Raw genomic sequence first — 17,185 nt, 5'->3', positions numbered from 1 at the left:
GACCGACTGGTTCATGCGGCCGACGTTTGATCCTCAGCTCGCCTTCGCCATGTCCTCGTCTTCCGGCGAATTCAGGTACATGCCGGACATCGTGTCGACCCAGCACAGATGGTCGTGAACCTTGCGGACCCCAGCGATATTTTCAGCTGCGACGACGGCCGCCTGCCGAGAGCGTTCCTCGGTGATGACGCCGCTCAGATGAACGATCCCGTCCTTGACGATGACCGACAAGCCGAACGGACACCAATCGTTCTTCTCCATCATGTCGATCACGCGGTCGCGGATGTGATCGTCGTCGGCGGTCGGATCGGGAACCTGCCGGCCCAGCGAGGCGACGGCCTGCAGCAGGTTAGCCCGTGAGACGATCCCGACCACCTGGTCGCCCTTGACCACCGGCAATCGCTTCACGTGATTCTTTTCCATGATCTCCACGATTTCAGCCAGCGCGGCGTCCTCCGTGATGGTCAGGGGAGACCTCGTCATGACCTCCGAGACTTTGCGGCCGTGCTCATGGACGAAATCGGCGGCCGACTTCCCGGGACCCAGGATGAAGCGAAGCCAGCGGCCGCGCTTACGTCCGGTACCGATTTCGGTCCGACGGATGAAGTCTCCCTCCGAGACGACGCCCACCAGCTTGCCGCTTGCATCGACCACCGGAAGGCCGCTGACATGGCGCTGAAGCATGATGTTGGCCGCATCCACAATCGAGGTATCCGGCGTGACGGTGATGACAGGACGGGTCATGATCTGATGGGCGCGCATGGGGAACTCCAGTGCCGTGGGTCAGACAACGGTAGTCCACCGGTCACGTCCTGAATTGACCCAGGTCAAAGAGCAGCTTGCCGGTTCTTGATGCAGCTCAAGGACGAGGCACCGCCCGCGGGCTAACAGACATCACCATCCAGCAAGAGGAGCGGTGCCATGTCCGAGCTCGCCAGCGCCAATGCCGTGGCCGAGGAAACGGCCCAGCTCACCGAACGTGTCGCGCTGTCCAACAAGCACGCACTCGAGCTGCTGATCGGGTCCCAGCAGATTGTCCTTGAGGAGATGCTGTTCGCCAGCAACGAGCTGCTGGATCGTACGCGGACGGAAACACATCTGCTCGCCGAGTTCGTATCGAAACTGGCCGGCGTGCATTCCGTCAAGGGCATACAGACAATGGTCCAGGAATGTGGACAGCATCAGCTTGACTTCATCAGGAGGGATTGCGACCGCCTTTTCAGGCACGGACAGCGCCTGATCGATGCCAGTGTAAATCTCATGGGGCAACGGTGGCAGAATTGAAGAGTACGAGTGTATCTCGTTCGGATCGCGAAGAACAGAATCAGCGCGGGCAGACGAGCATCGTCGAAATATCTCCGGCAGCCGGCGGTCACCTCGGCGTGACTGATGTCAGGCTGCTCGCTCAGGACGATGTCGGCGGAGAGTTTGGGCGCGAGGATCACGAACTCGACAAGGCCTTCAGCGCGGTTCTTGCCCGCGTGACCGGCGGAATCTCCCCGGCAGCGTTGTCGATGGCTTACCTGGACTGGGCGTGCCATCTGGCGGCCGCCCCCCAGCGGCAGCTCGACAATGTGCGTCGCGCGTGGGATGGCGTAACGCAACTCGCCGAACGGTCGCTCCATTTCGCCGATCCCAACCGTGGTCCCTGGGACCTGATCAAGCCGCAGGCCAATGATCACCGATTTTCCAAGCCGCAATGGGGTATGCAGCCGTTCAACCTGTTTGCCCAGGCCTTCCTGCTCGGCGAAGATTGGTGGCACAAGGCCACGACGAACATTCGCGGTGTCAATCCGGCCAACGAAGCCGTGGTCGACTTCTCGGTCCGTCAGCTGCTCGACATGTTCGCCCCGTCCAACTTTGCAGTGACGAACCCCGAGGTCGTGGAAAAAACTTTCCAGACCGGCGGCGAAAACCTCGTCTTCGGCTGGCAGAATTGGCTCGCCGATCTCATGCAGGTCTTGCAGCCGGGAAGAACGTCGGAAAAAGCCGAGTTCTTGCCCGGTCAGACGGTTGCGACGGCGCCCGGCAAGATCGTGCTCCGCAATCGGTTGATCGAGCTGATACAATACGCGCCGACGACCCGGCAGGTGCGTCCCGAGCCGATCCTGATCGTGCCGGCCTGGATCATGAAATACTACATTCTCGACCTGTCGCACTACAACTCGTTGGTCAGGTATCTGACGGACCAGGGCTTCACGGTGTTCATGATCTCCTGGCGCAATCCGGGCGCCAGAGATCGCGATATAGCCTTCGACGACTATCGCTCGACCGGTGTCATGGCGGCCTTGGACGAAATCGGGAAAATCGTTCCGAATGCGCCGGTTCATGCGGCCGGCTACTGCCTCGGAGGCACGCTGCTCTCGATCACTGCGGCTGCGATGGCGCGCGAGGGTGATACCCGTTTGAAGACGATCACGTTGTTTGCCGCACAGACCGATTTCACCGAAGCGGGAGAGCTCACTCTCTTCATCAACGAAAGTCAGGTCGCCTTCCTTGAAGACATGATGTGGGAGCGCGGCTATCTCGATACGACGCAGATGGCTGGAGCGTTCCAGTTGCTGCGATCCAACGATCTGATCTGGTCACGCGTTTCGCGCGACTATCTGCTCGGCGAGCGGGCTCATCCGAGCGATCTGATGGCATGGAATGCCGACGCGACACGGCTTCCGTATCGGATGCACTCTGAATACCTGCGCAAGCTGTTTCTGAACAACGATCTGGCCGAGGGACGGTATCGCGTTCAGGGGAAGCCGGTGTCTCTCTCCGACATCCACACGCCGATGTTCGTCGTCGGAACGCTGCGCGACCACGTCGCGCCGTGGAAATCGACGTACAAGATCCATTACGAGGTGGATGCCAACGTCACGTTCGTCCTGGCAAGTGGCGGTCACAATGCAGGCATCGTCGCGCCGCCCGATGAGCAGGGACATTCGCATCAGGTACGCACCAAGGCGGCCGATGAGCCCTATCTCGGGCCCGACGAATGGCAGAGCACATCCCCGCACATAGAGGGATCCTGGTGGCCGACATGGATCAGCTGGCTTGCTCAACATTCGGAAGCGCTGACTATTCCGCCGCGACTTGGAACGGATGACGGACATGAGCTTGGGGACGCGCCAGGCGAGTATGTGCACACGTGAGGTCGTCCTTCGGCACAGTTCGCCACGGGTTTGGCCATGAGTCCAGAAGCCTCAGTCTGACCTGCCGATCCGCAACACTGACAGGCTTTTGTCCAGCGTGGATTCTGGCGTTCCGGACGCGTCCACGCGGAGCCAATCCAGCATTCCGATGTCATAGCGTTCCTGATCCTGCGCAATCGCGCTGGTTGCATCGGAAGCGTCGTTGACTCGTCCCTCTATCCGCTCTTGTCGGATGCGGAGGTCGGCAACGAGAAAGAGGCCGGCGAAGGGCACGTTCTGCCGGGTCGCCAGTGTCCGGATCTCCTCTCGCTCATCGTGTTTTGCAAACACAGCGTCGACCACGACCGCGAAACCCTGCGCCAGCACACGAGCTGCTGTTTTCGTCAGTTCATGATAGACTCGTAAGCTCGCGTCGGGCGAATAGGCCTTTTGGGGCAGTCGCTCGGTTTCGGCGACGCCAAATAAATGTTTGCGCAGCACGTCGCTGCGGACAACGATCGCTCCCGGTCGCGGCTTCAGGATAGGTGCCAGCGCTCTTGCCAGGGCCGATTTGCCGGTTCCTGAGAGCCCGCCGACGGCAATCAGCATCGGAGCCGATGGCCGAATAAGCTGCCGCGCAAGCTGGAAATAACGCGTGGCAGTCTCGAACGTTGCGGAGCCGTCGGGATCGGTATGATCGGTGTCGCCACGATCGAGCTTTGCCAGGAAGACCTGTGCGCGGATGGCGGCGCGAATCGTCATGAACAGAGGTAACAGTATCAAGCCATCGATCTGGTCCGAGGCGGCTATCGACAGATAACGATTCAGGAGATGATTGGCCGCAACCGGCAGATCGAAGTACAGCATATCCATCAGCGGAAACGCGAGGTCGTAGAGAATGTCGATCGTAGCGATGCTATCATCGAACTCGATGGCGTCGAACAGCACCGGTCTTTGGTCGATCACCACGATATTTGCCAGATGAAGGTCACCATGACAGCGCCGGACATAACCCTTTTCGACGCGATGCTCCAGAATTGGCGTGAGCCGGGACAGCGCCGCATGGCAGAGTTCGCGGAGCTCCTCGATTTCGATCCGCGCCATCCGCGGGTTGGATTCGAAGCTCTCAAGGAAAGCGTCGATCCAACGCGGGATACTCCTGATCCACGAGTCAGGCGGGACTTCTGCTGCGACTCGATGCGAGGCTGCGACCGTCTCAGCCAGATCGTCGGCCAATCTAGCGGTCAGCTCGCCTCGGCGTGCGAGGTGATCGAGCGTATTGTTATCGTCGAAGCGACGCATCTCGACGGCATATTCGATAGGGGCACCGGATCCATCGATATCGAGCGATCCGTCCGCCGCACGGGTGATCGGGACCACGCGCAGGTAGATGTCGGGTGCGAACGGGCGGTTGATCTCCAACTCCTTCGTGCAGGCGGCGTGCCGGAGCGCGAGCGTCGAATAGTCGAGAAACGGCAGCCGGATCGCCCGCTTGATCTTGAAGGCGCGTTTGCCGAACAGGAAAACCGAAGCTGCGTGGGTGTCGATCCTGCGGACGTCCGCATGGCGATCGGTGTCGCCCAGGAAGGCGAAGACGAGATCCTGATCGGACGATGAGGTCATGGCCGCAGCTCTTGCATCAGAATCCGAAGTCCGGAACGAGAACGGCGGCCCCGAGAACGTCGCCGTGCCTCAAGCGGTTCAGAACATCATTCGCATCGGTCAGTGGATACGGCGTCGTGTGAGTGCGGATCTGCGCCTCACGAGCGACACGCAGGAAATCCAGACCATCCTGTCGAGTCAGGTTGGCAACAGACATCACGTGACGTTCGCCCCAGAGAAGCGAGTAGGGGAAGCTCGGAATCTCGCTCATGTGGATGCCCGCGCACACGACCCGACCACCCTTCCGCACCGCTTTCAATGCGGCGGGGACAAGCTCACCGGCAGGCGCATAAATAATGGCCGCGTCCAGTGGAACATCAGGACGCGCGTCGGACGGACCCGCCCATGTCGCACCGAGTTGGAGCGCGAGATCCTGCGCGGTCCGATCGTCTCGTCGGGTGAACGCATAGACCTTGCGCCCCTGCCAGCGGGCGACTTGGACGACGATATGACCTGCGGCTCCGAAACCGAAGATGCCCAAGTGCTCTGCGTCGCCGGCCATGACCAGCGATCGCCAGCCGATCAGGCCGGCGCACAGCAAGGGTGCAGCGGCGACGTCGTCGCCCAGACCTTCTAGCGGGAACGCATAACTCGCATCGGCAACGGCGTGCGTGGCGTATCCGCCATGGCGCGTGTAGCCGGTCAATCCGGGCGCGTCGCAGAGATTCTCCATTCCACGCGCGCAGAAGGGGCAGAGTCCACAGGTGTGGCCCAGCCAGGGAATTCCGACCCGTGTCCCAAGCCGATGCGTCGTGACGCCTGCTCCGATACGGTCGATGTGGCCGACGATCTCGTGACCCGGAATGATCGGATAGACGATGTCGGGCAGTTCGCCATCGAGAAGATGCAGATCGGTGCGGCAGACACCGCACGCGCTGACCCGGACCCGAATCTCACCAGGACGCGGCTCAGGATCGGCAAGCGTCTCAAGTCGAAGAGGTCCCCCCGGTTTTTGCAACACCATCGCGTGCATCGAGGCTCTCCTGGAGACTTGTGGCCGATCGCATAAGCCAACCCGGGGCGCACCGGTTTGATGTTCCTCAAGGTGCTCAGCGACGTCCGCAGACTATCAGACGTGAAGGCGGCGGGCGAGGGCATGCTCCTGGAACGGAGCCGTGTCACCGCTGTGTCTGCTTGAGATGATAAGTCGCGCTGGACCCGCGGCGGATTGAAACTAAGATGCCTGTGCGGGAATTGGCCGCCGTCCGCGGGCTGATGGATAGCGACATGTCGACGTACCGTTTGCGGAACCTGCTTTTGCCTCGCTCGATCGCCTTGGTCGGAGGCAGTCCGCGGCAGAACTCGGTGGGACGAGCCATTCTCGACAATATCGTCAAGGCGCGCTTCGAGGGAAAGCTTGGGCTGGTCAATTCACGACACAAGGAGATCGCCGGGGTCGCCGCCGTGGCAAGCCTCGCTGACTTGTCGTTCGTACCGGAAATCATTGTCATCACGACACCGCCGGCCTCGATTCCGGATCTGATCGAGCGTGCGGGCGCCCTGGGCACCGCCGGGGCGCTCATCATCACATCCGGGCTTGGGCATGGAGATGGCTCTGTGGCCGATCAGGCCGAGCGAGCGGCGCAGAAACACGGCATGCGTCTGGTCGGGCCAAATTGCCTTGGCATCATGATGCCGACCATCAAGCTCAACGCCAGTTTCTCCGCTCACATGCCCGTTGCAGGCAACCTTGCCTTGATTTCGCAGTCCGGCGCGATCGCTGCCGGAATGGTCGACTGGGCAGCTCAGCGCGGCGTCGGTTTTTCCGGCATCGTCTCGATCGGCGATCAGTTGGATGTCGATCTGGCGGACCTCCTGGATCACTTTGCCCTGGATGGCGGCACTCGCGCGATCCTTCTCTACATCGAAGCCGTCAAGGATGCGCGTAAATTCATGTCGGCGGCGCGAGCCGCGGCCAGGGTCAAGCCGGTCGTCGTGGTGAAGTCGGGCCGTGGCGCTGTGGGGGCCAAGGCCGCTGCAACTCACACGGGCGCGCTCGCGGGAGCCGATGCGGTCTATGAAGCGGCGTTTCGTCGTGCCGGCGTTCTGCGCGTCTCCGATCTGCGCGAGCTGTTCGACTGCGCCGAGACATTGGGGCGCGTGGAGTCGCCCACTGGCAAGAGTCTCGCGATTCTCACGAATGGCGGCGGAATCGGTGTGCTCGCAATCGATAGGCTGGTCGAACTCGGGGGTATCCCAGCGCTGCTGTCACCGTCCGTTCACGACCGGCTCGACGCGGTACTGCCGCCAACCTGGTCGGGGTCCAATCCTGTCGATATCGTCGGCGATGCCGATGCAGCCCGCTATACGACCGTGCTCGAGGCGCTTCTGGCAGACCAGGCGAACGACGCCATTCTCGTGATGAATGTGCAGACTGCGATTGCGTCCGCAAGTGAGATTGCCTCGGCCGTCACCGAGTTTGTCAGCGCTTATCGCAAACAGCACCGGCGTTGGGCCAAGCCGGTGCTCGCGGCATGGGTCGGCGCTGAGCAGCAGGTCATCGAATCCTTGAGCGGCGCGGGCATTCCGAATTATCCCACCGAAGATGACGCCGTTCGCGGCTTCATGCATCTGGTCCGCCACCGGGAGGTCGTCGAGTCGCTCGCGGCAGTGCCGCCGGCGATGCCGAGCTCATTTGCGCCCGACGTCGAGGCCGCTCGTAACATCGTGACCTCAGCGCTCGCCGACGGACGAACCTGGCTCGACCCGGTCGAGATCAGCCGACTGCTGGAAGCCTACGATATTGCGATGGTTCCGACCTTCGCCGCGAGTTCGGTTGACGAGGCGGTTGCCTATGCAAACCAGCTCTTTGCTCAGGGCGCGACCGTCGTGCTCAAGATCCTGTCACGCGACATCGTTCACAAGTCGGACGTCGGCGGTGTCGTTCTCAATCTGACCACCGCAGAAGCTGTCCGCAAGGCAGCCCACGAGATCATGGCGCGCGCCAAGGCGGTCCGGCCCGACGCTCGGATTTCGGGTGTGATCGTACAGGCCATGGTCGTGCGCGCCAAGGCACGGGAACTGATCATGGGCATTGCCGATGACCCGACCTTTGGGACGGTCATCGTGTTTGGCCGCGGCGGCACCGCCGTCGAGGTCATCAACGACAAGGCACTTGGCTTGCCTCCGCTCGACCTGCATCTCGCGCGCAACTTGATCGAGCGCACGCGGGTCTCCCGATTGCTGCGGGCCTATCGGGACGTGCCGGCGGTCAAGCCAGACGCGGTTGCGATGGTCCTGGTCAAGCTAGCGCAACTCGCAGCCGACGTGCCTGAGATTCGCGAACTCGACATCAATCCGTTATTGGCTGACGAGAGCGGCGTCATGGCGGTCGATGCGCGTGTCGCAGTCGGCAGGGTTCCACGGAAATTCAAAGGAGCGGGTCCGGCCAATTTTGCTGTCCGGCCCTATCCGTCCCAATGGGAGCGGCATCTCCAGGTCAAGGATGGCTGGCGCATCTTTGCACGGCCGATCCGGCCCGAGGACGAACCGATCATCCATGAGCTCCTCAAGCATGTCACGCCCGAGGACCTGCGCTTGCGGTTCTTTGCCCCGATGAAAGAGTTCACTCACGAGTTCATCGCGCGCCTCACCCAGCTCGATTATGCGCGCGCAATGGCCTTTGTCGCGCTCGACGAAGCGACAAATGAGCTGGTCGGCGTCGTCAGGATTCACTCCGACTCGATCTATGAGAGCGGAGAGTACGCCATTTTGTTGCGATCGGATCTGAAAGGGAGGGGACTTGGCTGGGCCTTGATGCAACTGATCATCGAATATGCCAAGGCGGAGGGCCTCAAAATGATCTCCGGCGATGTGCTGCAGGAGAACATCGTCATGCTGGAAATGTGCAGAAATCTCGGCTTCGAGGTCAAGACCGATCCGACCGAGCGCGATCTCTGCAACGTGAAGCTGAGACTTTAGGCGACTCGTTCAGCCGAGGCGGCAAAGCGGTCAAGTCGCGGGCGGGCCATCGGATGGTGGACTCGCCGGATCGCTCATGGACGAGGCGTGCGAACGAAGCGATTTGAGGATCATCGTTGCCAGCGGGACGATGAGGAGAGGAATGAGGCTGTTGAGCGGATGGTTGACCACGCTCGAGATCTGCGTTTGCAGGGAGCGCGCCTCCAGCTGGAGAGCGTCCATGGACGCGGAGTGGATTTCGTTGGCGAGCTCCAATTCGCGACCCGAGGGGGCGCCGGAGGCAACAGTCAGCAAAACGGCGGCAATGACGAAATTGCCGAAGCCGAGCGCAGCGGCCGCCAGAACCGCTGATGTCACCTGAACCAGTGCAAGATAGGCAGCCAGTTCGAGCATCAGAAGGCCAAAGACGGCAATCAGTGCGGCGAAAGCGCGCAAACCTAGTCCGGCGAGCAGATGCCGAAGCCTGATCTCGGCGATGGCGCGGTCGGTCCGCAAGAGGACGCGCAAATGCTTAGCGACGTTGTCCGTATCCACTTAGCTTCTCCGCAGTATGAAGCCGACGACCATGCCGACCGAAAATGCGGCAAGTGTTGCCGTGATCGGACGCTTCCGGACCAATCGTTCGAGTTCAACGTCTGTGTTGCTCAGACCAGCGCCCAGAGCGCTGATGGCCGCGGCGACCGGCTCCAGGATCGGCGAGCTGTCGAGGCCATTCTGACGTCTGCTGCGATCTCCCAACAACTGACTAAGCTCGCGCGTCAGAGCATCGAGCTCTTTCCTGAGAAGAGCAGGGTCAATCGCCATATTTGGTCTCATCATGGATTCATTGTAGAATCGGCTGCGCGGCGGAGCTTGATTTCGGTCAACAGGTCGCGAGCTGCGTGCTTGATGCATATCAAGCCGGGTAGATCGATGGGATCTAGGAACGGGTGATGCCCCCGGGCAGCGCGGAGCAAGGAGACATTCAGTTGGATTCTCGTCCAGGATTGATCGCCGAGGCGACGGAAGAGGTACTCGAGCTCCGTGCCAGTGGGTCCTGGGTGTCTCGCAATGTGACCCAGCTTGAAAGCCTGACCGGTTCTGCTTGCGCGAAGCTCGGCCATGCCGGCATCGTGAGGCTCGACCTCGGATCAGTCAGCGAGATCGATACCGTCGGCGCCTGGCTGATTGAGAAGCTCAGTCGCAGAGCGGGCGTTGGTGGCCGCCGGGTCGAGATGACGGGTGTCGCCGCGAGCTATAGCGGCCTCGTAGACGAAGTTCGACAGGTCAATCGGCGAGAGATCGCGCCGGCGCCCCGGCCCAATCCGATCGTGGCAAGGCTTACCGATCTCGGCCGCTCGACGATGGGAGCGGCGAAGGACGTCACCATTTTCCTGGACATGCTGGCGGCGTTGTCGTTTGCGTTGGTGCGAACGTTGCGCCGCCCACGGTCGCTGCGCGTCACGTCGCTCGTCTATCAGATGTACCGGATCGGATGGCAGGCCATTCCGATCGTGGTGCTGATCACATTCCTGATCGGCGCGATCATTGCTCAGCAGGGCATCTTCCACTTCAGACGGTTCGGTGCCGAATCCTACGTGGTCGACATGGTCGGAATTCTGGTTCTTCGTGAGCTTGGCGTCCTGATCGTTGCGATCATGGTGGCTGGCCGGTCGGGAAGCGCATACACCGCCGAAATCGGATCGATGAAGATGCGCGAGGAGATCGATGCACTGGTGACGATGGGGCTCGATCCGGTAGAGGTGCTGATCCTGCCGCGTATCGTGGCGCTGATTCTGACCTTGCCCATTCTCGCCTTCATCGGGTCGATGGCAGCGCTCTATGGCGGAGGACTGGTTGCTCAGCTCTATGGCGGCATGGGACCGCCGATCTTCATCGCGCGCTTACATGAGGCAATTTCGGTCACGCATTTTGAAGTGGGCATGTTGAAGGCGCCCTTCATGGCGCTGGTGATCGGCATCGTTGCCTGCAGCGAGGGCTTGCGGGTCAAGGGCAGCGCCGAGTCGCTGGGACAGCAGACCACGACGTCGGTCGTGAAGTCCATCTTCCTGGTGATCGTGCTCGACGGCCTCTTCGCCATCTTCTTTGCGTCCATTGGAATGTAGCAATGGATGATCGCGGCGTCTCGAGCGCAATCCGCGTTACTGATCTTGTCGTCGGATTTGGCCGGCAGATCGTTCTCAATCAATTATCCCTCGAGGTCCGCCGGGGCGAAATTCTCGGGCTGGTCGGGGCGTCGGGCGGCGGCAAATCGGTTCTGATGCGGACGATCATCGGACTCATCCCTCGCCGCAGCGGGACCATCGAGGTGATGGGAATCCCGCTCGGTCGCGCGGACGAACGCGCCACGCAGGACGTGGCGACGCGTTGGGGCATCCTGTTCCAGCAGGGCGCTCTGTTTTCGTCGCTGACGGTGAAGCAGAACGTTCAATTTCCACTGCGCGAAAACCTGCAGATGTCGCCGAGCCTCATGGATGAGATTGCGATCGCCAAGCTCGAAATGGTCGGGCTGCGCGCCGAGGATGGGGACAAATTTCCGGCCGAACTCTCCGGCGGCATGACCAAGCGCGCCGCGCTGGCCCGAGCCCTCGCACTCGATCCGGCGATCGTGTTTCTCGACGAGCCGACCTCCGGGCTCGATCCGATTTCCGCCGGCGATTTCGATGCGCTGATCAAGACGCTGCAGCAGACGCTGGGCTTGACGGTGTTCATGGTGACGCACGATTTGGCCAGTCTGAATACCGTTTGTGACCGCGTGGCAGCCTTGGCTGACGGCAAGATCGTTGCGATCGGTCCGATGCCCGATCTGCTCCGGTCCGAGCATCCTTGGGTCAAGGCCTATTTCCACGGCAAGCGGTCCCAGATGCTGCAACCGAAGGTGAATTGAACATGGAAACGCGTGCGCCATTCGCTGTGATCGGCGGGTTCGTGCTGGCCGCGATCGTTGCGATCTTTGGTTTCGTGTACTGGCTCAACAACACGGGAGGCCTTGGACCACGGACGACCTATCATGTGCAGTTTGAAGGATCCGTTCCTGGTCTGCTGGTCGGTGCCGCCGTGCTGTTCAACGGAATCCGGGTTGGCGAAGTCACCGAACTCGGTCTGGCGCCGGATAATCCGCGGCGTGTCAATGCCACCATCTCGGTCGCGTCGAGTACTCCTGTGCGAACCGACACCAAGGTGGGACTTGAATTCCAGGGCCTGACAGGCGTTCCGGTCGTTGCGTTGGAGGCGGGATCGCTGACGGCGGCGGCTCCTGGGTCGACGTTGATGGCGGAGCCCGGCGCTGGCCAGAGCATGACGCAGGCGGCGCGCGATGCCCTTCGCCGCGTCGATGCGGTGCTCGCCGAGAATGCCGGCCCGCTCAAGGACACGATTGCCAACCTCAAGACCTTTTCGGACGGCCTCGCGCGCAACACCGGCAAATTGGACGGGATCGTCTCGGGTCTCGAGAAGATGACGGGCGGCGGCGCTCCGGCCCAAAAGGTGACCTACGATCTCACGGCGCCGCGCGATCTCGGTCCGGTGAACAAGACCATCAAGGGGCAACTCGCGATCCCCGAGCCGACGGCTGTCGCGATGCTGCAAACCCAGCGCATGCTGTTTTCGCCGGCCAAGGATTATCCCGGGTTTGGCGATGTGCTGTGGGCGGACAGCATCCCGAAATTGCTGCAGGCGCGGCTGATCGATACGTTCGAGAACTACGATGTTGCTCACGCGCCGTTGCGCGCCTCGGACCTCGGACAACCGGACGTGCAACTGTTGATCGATGTCCGGCGCTTCCGAATCAATGTCGACGCAACGGCGGTCGCGGACATTGGTCTTTCGGCTCGCCTGGTTGACAAGAGCGGCAAGATCATCGCGTCGCGGCTGTTCGACGAAAGTCAGCCCGTCGGCCAGATCAATCCTGCCGACGCTGTTGCTGCCTTTGACCAGGCCTTCGGCCGGCTGGCCAAGTCAATCCTCGCCTGGACTGTCCAATCGCTCTAGAACCAGTCAGAAGCCTGACCTATTCCAGGCTCTTCAGATACGACAGGAGATCGTTGATCTCAGGCGGTGTCAGCTCGAACTGCGGCATGGCCGGATGCCCGGTGACGATGCCCTCGGCAAGAGCCTCGCCCAGTGTTTCGATCGGATAATGCAAGTGCAGCGTTCTGAATGGAGGAGCCGGCTTGAACGGACTTTCTCCCGTTCGGCTGATGGCATGGCAGCGTGCACAATGAGTCTTGGCGTACACGCGCCCCCGTTGCTCCGGCGTCGATGCCGCAAATGTCGGAGCGGCCAGCGAGAGGGTCATAAGAAGAGCGCAAAAAGCCGGGCGCCGCATGTGTCACGTCCATCGTACGAGCCGTTTCTGTCACGATAGGGCCCGGATCATCCCCTCATTTGATTTGAATCAACTGGAACTCCGCGCATCCGGTAGAATGCCGCCATTCTCCTTTGCGTGTGGCCTTGCGGAGCTCTGTATGAAGACGTCTCTGGTTGCAGTCGATTTGCATGGGCAGGGCTGTGCGGATTGTGCCGTACGAGGATTCAGCGTCTGCGCGTCCCTGGATCAGTTCGAGATGCGGGAATTCGAGCATCTGAGCCGCCGCGTGAACTTTGCATCCTGCGAGACGGTTTTCGCTCAGGAGGACACGTCGTCTTTCTTTTACAATCTGCTCGACGGAGTCATGAGGCTCTACAAGCTCCTCCCCGATGGCCGCAGGCAGATCGTCGGGTTCGTGCTGCCCGGCGATTTCGTCGGCATGACGACTGAGGAGCGGCATGGGTTTTCGGCCGATGCGATCGGCCCGGTCACGGTCTGTCAATTTGCCAAGGTGCCGTTTGGCCGGTTTGCCGAGGACAAGCCAAACCTTCTGCGGCGGATGAATGAACTGGCCGTGCAGGAGCTCAACCAGGCGCGCGATCACATGGTGCTGCTGGGCCGCCGCTCAGCCGAAGAGAAGGTTGCAACCTTCCTCGTCGGCTGGAGAGATCGCCTGGTCGAACTGCGGGGACCCTCTAATATAGTACCGCTGCCGATGAGTCGGCAGGACATCGCTGATTATCTTGGCCTGACCATCGAGACGGTCAGCCGGACCTTCACCAAACTGGAGCGGGATGGGGTTATTGCGATCCTCCCCGGAGGGGTGTCGCTGCGGGATTCGGCGCGTGCGGAGGCATTGGCAGCAGCCTGATACGGTGCTCGCCTGGGATCCTCGGCCTGCATTGATCCTGGTCAAAGACTGAAGAGCTGCCGCCGGGAACAATGTCTCAACTCTAAAAAGGGGAGAGAGACATGCCATTCGATGCCATGATGGTCAGCGTCGCGGTCGTGGGGGTTTTTGTCGCATTCGCGGTCGTTCTGCTCTGGGCTGATGCCCAGACCAAGCATCGCGCCTGACAGAACGGACCGTCGGTTGCAACGGCTTGGGTCACCGGCCGTTGCGAACGACGCCTGGGTCACTCCGGCGTGATGGGCTGACGGCTGATCTGCGGCGCAGAACGCGGTCGTCTTGCCTCCTCGGAGAGGCGCAGTGCCCCAGCCGACGGCCGGATTTCTGGCGCGGGGGTGTGTCTCTGCTGCATTTTTCTGGACAATCTCCCGATCTGCCGTATTTCCAAACAGCGTGGAATCGAGGGATCGGCTGTCGGATGGCCAAGGCGCGTGTGCTGGCAACTGGAGGTCATACCCGTCCTCTCGCGGCATCGGCGCTTGGCCATCGACATCTCCCTTGATTGGCGGTGCATGAACGCCAGGGAGAGTCGGGGTGATCGAGGACAAGAAGGGGAGCAACCGACCGGCCAGCAGCGGCAAGCTGTCGGTGCTGCGGCAGCATCCGATCTTTTGCGAACTCGACCCCGAAGCCCTCGATCAGCTCTGTCGGTATGCAAAGCCGACCACACTGAAGCGCGGCGCGACGATCTTCTCGAAGGGAGACCCGGGGTCCAGCCTGTACGCTGTGATCAGCGGGACGGTTAAAATCAGCGTTTCGTCGCCGGACGGCCGTAACGCGATCCTCAATCTGATCAGCGCGGGTGAAATCTTCGGTGAGGTCGCCGTGCTCGACGGCCGAGAGCGGACGGCCGACGCCACCGCAAACACCAATTGCGAGATCCTGGTCATCGACCGGCGCGAATTCCTGCCCTTCGTCAAGAGCCAGCCCGTGCTCGCGATGAAGTTCATCGAGTTGCTCTGCGACCGGCTTCGTTGGACCAGCGATCAGGTCGAGCAGGTCATCCTGCAGGATTTGCCACGACGTCTGGCCAGCGCTTTGCTCGGCCTGACTGAAAAGCAGAAAGTCGACTCGTCAAATCGAACCATCGCGATCACCCAGCAGGAGATCAGCGAAATGGTGGGCATGACGCGGGAAAGCATCAACAAGCAATTGCGCGCCTGGGCAGCCAGGGATTGGGTCCGGCTCGAGCATGGGGCGATTGTGCTTCTCAATCCCGAGCCATTGCGTGGATTGGCAGATGCGGGTCAACACGACGACGAATAGCCGCTCCGATCCGGCCTGCTTACGTCGATGTCGCCGATCCAGTCGTCAGCGACATCTCGCTCGCTGGTATGCGCTCTTTCTCAGCCTCTCAGCATAGATCAGACCAGTGCGAACCTGGCGGGGGCGCGGACCCGGATGCGAGAGCCTTCATCGGAGAATATGGCGCGGCAGCCAGAGCGAGATTTCCGGAATATAGGTGACGGCCATCAGGACGCCGAACATCACCGCGTAGAACGGCCAGATCCTGCGCATGACCTGCTCGATCGAGACCTTGCCGACGGCGCAACCAACGAACAGGATTGCGCCGACGGGAGGATGACAAAGCCCGATGCCGAGATTGAGCAGCATGATCATGCCAAAGTGAACCGGGTCGACGCCGAAATTCTGCATGACGGGGAGCAGGATCGGTGTCGCGATCAGGATCGACGGGGCCATGTCGACGAGCGTCCCCAGCAGCAAGAGCAGCACGTTGATCAGGAGCAGGATGACGTATTTGTTGCTCGAGATCGACAGGAAGAACTGCGTCATCTTTGACGGCATCTGCGTGAGGGCCATGATATAGCCGACCGCCGAAGCACAGGCGATCAGGGTCATGACCATGGCGACCGTGCGCAGCGTCCGATGCAGCAGCACAGGCAGATCACGCCAGCGGTAGTCGCGATAGATGAACATGGTGACGAAGAATGCCCAGATGCAAGCGACGGCACCGGCTTCGATCGCTGTGAAGATGCCGCCAAGAATGCCCCCGAGGATGATCACAAGCGTGATGAGGCCCCACGCCGCATCGATGGTGATCTTCACCGCGTCCTTGGCGGGAACCCTCTGGCCCTGCGGATGACCCTCGCGATAAGCGATCACGATGCACAGCATGATCAGTGAAAAGCCGAGCAGGAGGCCCGGAAATACGCCCGCCATGAACAGCGCGCTGATCGAGATCGTGCCGCCGGTCGCGAGTGAATAGAGGACCGCGTTATGGCTTGGCGGAACCAGAAGCGCCTGAACCGACGAACTGATGGTCAGATTGGTGGCGAAGACACGCGGATAGCCGTTGCGCTCCATCTGCGGGATCATCACCGAGCCGATTGCGGATGTATCGGCGACGGCTGAGCCGGAGATGCCGCTCAGGAAGGTCGTTGCTAGCACGTTCACGATCGAAAGGCCGCCGCGCAAGCGGGTCAGGCCGACCAGAACGTCGGCGAACGCCACGAGCCGTTTGGCCATTCCACCTTCCGCCATGATCGCGCCGGCAAGCACGAAAAACGGGATCGTCAGCATCGCGACCTTGCTGACGCCGTCCGAGATCTTGAGCATCACGGCTTCGAGTGGAATGCCGACGGAGAGTGCGCCGGCGATTGCGGCAAGCGCCAGGGAGTAGGCGATGGGCATCCCGATCAGGAAGCACACCAGCATTGTCGCAAGCAAAATAAAGATGTCCATCGGGTCTGACTCGGCTGGCGGGCTTACTCGAACGAATCTGTGTCGTGGTGCGGGATCGGGTCCGGCGGCGCGCCGAGGAACAGCCGTTCGATGATGAAAAGCAGCAGACACAAGCCGCCGATCGGGATCGGCAGGTAAGTGACGCCGACCGAGAGGAACGGGAAATCGCCGATCGTATTGCTCCAGGTGACCTCGACCAGCCTTTCGCCCCAAATGATCATGAACAGCGCGATGAGCCCCATCAGCAACTGCACGAGCACATCAAGCGCTCTTCTGATCGGGGGCGGTGTTTGATTGGCGAAGTAGGCCAGGTTCATATGCAGGTTGAGCCTGTACCCCGCGGCGGCTCCGATGAACGTGAGAAGGATCGTCAATAGGACGGCCATCGGTTCGGGCCAGGAGGCCGCGCTGTTCAGAATGTAGCGGGTGAAGACCGCCCAGGGTATGACCGCTGAGATCAGCACCAGCGCTATCACGCCCACGATGACGCAGGCGAGATAGAGCGCATCCATCGCTCGGCGATAGAGTCCGGCCATGGCAAACCTCCTGATTGTCCGA

Annotated in this window: 16 protein-coding genes; 8 read left to right on the top strand and 8 right to left on the bottom strand. The window is 61.2% G+C overall.

Going from position 1 to position 17,185, the window contains the following annotated elements:
- Positions 1–33: 33 nt before the first annotated feature.
- Complete coding sequence (locus BRADO_RS24680; RefSeq protein ID WP_012028925.1) at positions 34–762, bottom strand: CBS domain-containing protein; 729 nt, start codon at positions 760–762, stop codon at positions 34–36.
- Between the two features lie 159 nt (positions 763–921).
- On the opposite strand from BRADO_RS24680, the gene BRADO_RS24675 reads away from it, so the two are divergent.
- Together BRADO_RS24675 and BRADO_RS24670 are read left to right on the top strand one after the other, a co-directional pair.
- Complete coding sequence (locus BRADO_RS24675; protein WP_012028924.1) at positions 922–1,284, top strand: hypothetical protein; 363 nt, start codon at positions 922–924, stop codon at positions 1,282–1,284.
- 98 nt (positions 1,285–1,382) lie between these two features.
- Complete coding sequence (locus BRADO_RS24670) at positions 1,383–3,143, top strand: alpha/beta hydrolase (RefSeq protein ID WP_012028923.1); 1,761 nt, start codon at positions 1,383–1,385, stop codon at positions 3,141–3,143.
- A gap of 51 nt (positions 3,144–3,194) precedes the next feature.
- Here BRADO_RS24670 and BRADO_RS24665 read toward each other — a convergent pair whose 3' ends face one another.
- Positions 3,195–4,745 carry a bifunctional aminoglycoside phosphotransferase/ATP-binding protein gene (locus BRADO_RS24665; RefSeq protein ID WP_012028922.1) on the bottom strand — a complete coding sequence of 517 codons (1,551 nt, stop codon included), beginning with the start codon at positions 4,743–4,745 and terminating at the stop codon, positions 3,195–3,197.
- A gap of 16 nt (positions 4,746–4,761) precedes the next feature.
- Positions 4,762–5,757: a zinc-dependent alcohol dehydrogenase family protein gene (locus tag BRADO_RS24660; RefSeq protein ID WP_012028921.1), complete on the bottom strand. Its 996-nt coding sequence runs from the start codon at positions 5,755–5,757 to the stop codon at positions 4,762–4,764.
- 254 nt (positions 5,758–6,011) lie between these two features.
- Between BRADO_RS24660 and BRADO_RS24655 the strand changes: the two genes are divergently transcribed.
- A complete protein-coding gene (locus tag BRADO_RS24655; RefSeq protein WP_012028920.1) occupies positions 6,012–8,705 on the top strand; it encodes a bifunctional acetate--CoA ligase family protein/GNAT family N-acetyltransferase in 2,694 nt (897 codons plus the stop codon).
- A gap of 30 nt (positions 8,706–8,735) precedes the next feature.
- Here BRADO_RS24655 and BRADO_RS24650 read toward each other — a convergent pair whose 3' ends face one another.
- Both BRADO_RS24650 and BRADO_RS24645 read right to left on the bottom strand, forming a co-directional pair.
- Positions 8,736–9,239, bottom strand: a complete 504-nt coding sequence (locus BRADO_RS24650) for a phage holin family protein (protein ID WP_041756916.1) — start codon at positions 9,237–9,239, stop codon at positions 8,736–8,738.
- A complete protein-coding gene (locus BRADO_RS24645; RefSeq protein ID WP_012028918.1) occupies positions 9,240–9,509 on the bottom strand; it encodes a hypothetical protein in 270 nt (89 codons plus the stop codon).
- A gap of 164 nt (positions 9,510–9,673) precedes the next feature.
- Here BRADO_RS24645 and BRADO_RS24640 point away from each other — a divergent pair, with 164 nt between their 5' ends.
- The 3 genes from BRADO_RS24640 to BRADO_RS24630 are packed head-to-tail and all read left to right on the top strand — an operon-like array spanning position 9,674 to position 12,695.
- On the top strand, positions 9,674–10,810 hold the full coding sequence (locus BRADO_RS24640) for an ABC transporter permease (protein WP_012028917.1): 1,137 nt from the start codon (positions 9,674–9,676) through the stop codon (positions 10,808–10,810).
- 2 nt (positions 10,811–10,812) lie between these two features.
- On the top strand, positions 10,813–11,592 hold the full coding sequence (locus BRADO_RS24635; RefSeq protein WP_012028916.1) for an ABC transporter ATP-binding protein: 780 nt from the start codon (positions 10,813–10,815) through the stop codon (positions 11,590–11,592).
- A 2-nt stretch (positions 11,593–11,594) separates the two neighbouring features.
- The gene (locus BRADO_RS24630) at positions 11,595–12,695 is read left to right on the top strand and encodes an MlaD family protein (protein WP_012028915.1); all 1,101 of its coding nucleotides are present in this window, start codon (positions 11,595–11,597) and stop codon (positions 12,693–12,695) included.
- 19 nt (positions 12,696–12,714) lie between these two features.
- Here BRADO_RS24630 and BRADO_RS24625 read toward each other — a convergent pair whose 3' ends face one another.
- Positions 12,715–13,032, bottom strand: a complete 318-nt coding sequence (locus BRADO_RS24625) for a cytochrome c (RefSeq protein ID WP_012028914.1) — start codon at positions 13,030–13,032, stop codon at positions 12,715–12,717.
- 139 nt (positions 13,033–13,171) lie between these two features.
- On the opposite strand from BRADO_RS24625, the gene BRADO_RS24620 reads away from it, so the two are divergent.
- Together BRADO_RS24620 and BRADO_RS24615 are read left to right on the top strand one after the other, a co-directional pair.
- Entirely contained in the window at positions 13,172–13,885 is a 714-nt protein-coding gene (locus BRADO_RS24620; RefSeq protein WP_041757710.1) for a helix-turn-helix domain-containing protein, read from the top strand.
- 573 nt (positions 13,886–14,458) lie between these two features.
- Positions 14,459–15,190 carry a Crp/Fnr family transcriptional regulator gene (locus BRADO_RS24615; RefSeq protein WP_012028912.1) on the top strand — a complete coding sequence of 244 codons (732 nt, stop codon included), beginning with the start codon at positions 14,459–14,461 and terminating at the stop codon, positions 15,188–15,190.
- A gap of 147 nt (positions 15,191–15,337) precedes the next feature.
- On the opposite strand, the gene BRADO_RS24610 is transcribed toward BRADO_RS24615, so the two are convergent.
- Both BRADO_RS24610 and BRADO_RS24605 read right to left on the bottom strand, forming a co-directional pair.
- A complete protein-coding gene (locus tag BRADO_RS24610; RefSeq protein ID WP_012028911.1) occupies positions 15,338–16,627 on the bottom strand; it encodes a TRAP transporter large permease in 1,290 nt (429 codons plus the stop codon).
- A gap of 23 nt (positions 16,628–16,650) precedes the next feature.
- Positions 16,651–17,163 (bottom strand): TRAP transporter small permease, encoded by a 513-nt coding sequence (locus BRADO_RS24605; RefSeq protein WP_012028910.1) that lies wholly within the window; start codon positions 17,161–17,163, stop codon positions 16,651–16,653.
- Positions 17,164–17,185: the final 22 nt, after the last annotated feature.

Source organism: Bradyrhizobium sp. ORS 278 (genome assembly GCF_000026145.1).
Classification (GTDB): Bacteria; Pseudomonadota; Alphaproteobacteria; order Rhizobiales; family Xanthobacteraceae; genus Bradyrhizobium.
The sequence above is the reverse complement of the archived record's forward strand: the minus strand, read 5'-3'. Positions and strand labels throughout refer to the sequence as shown.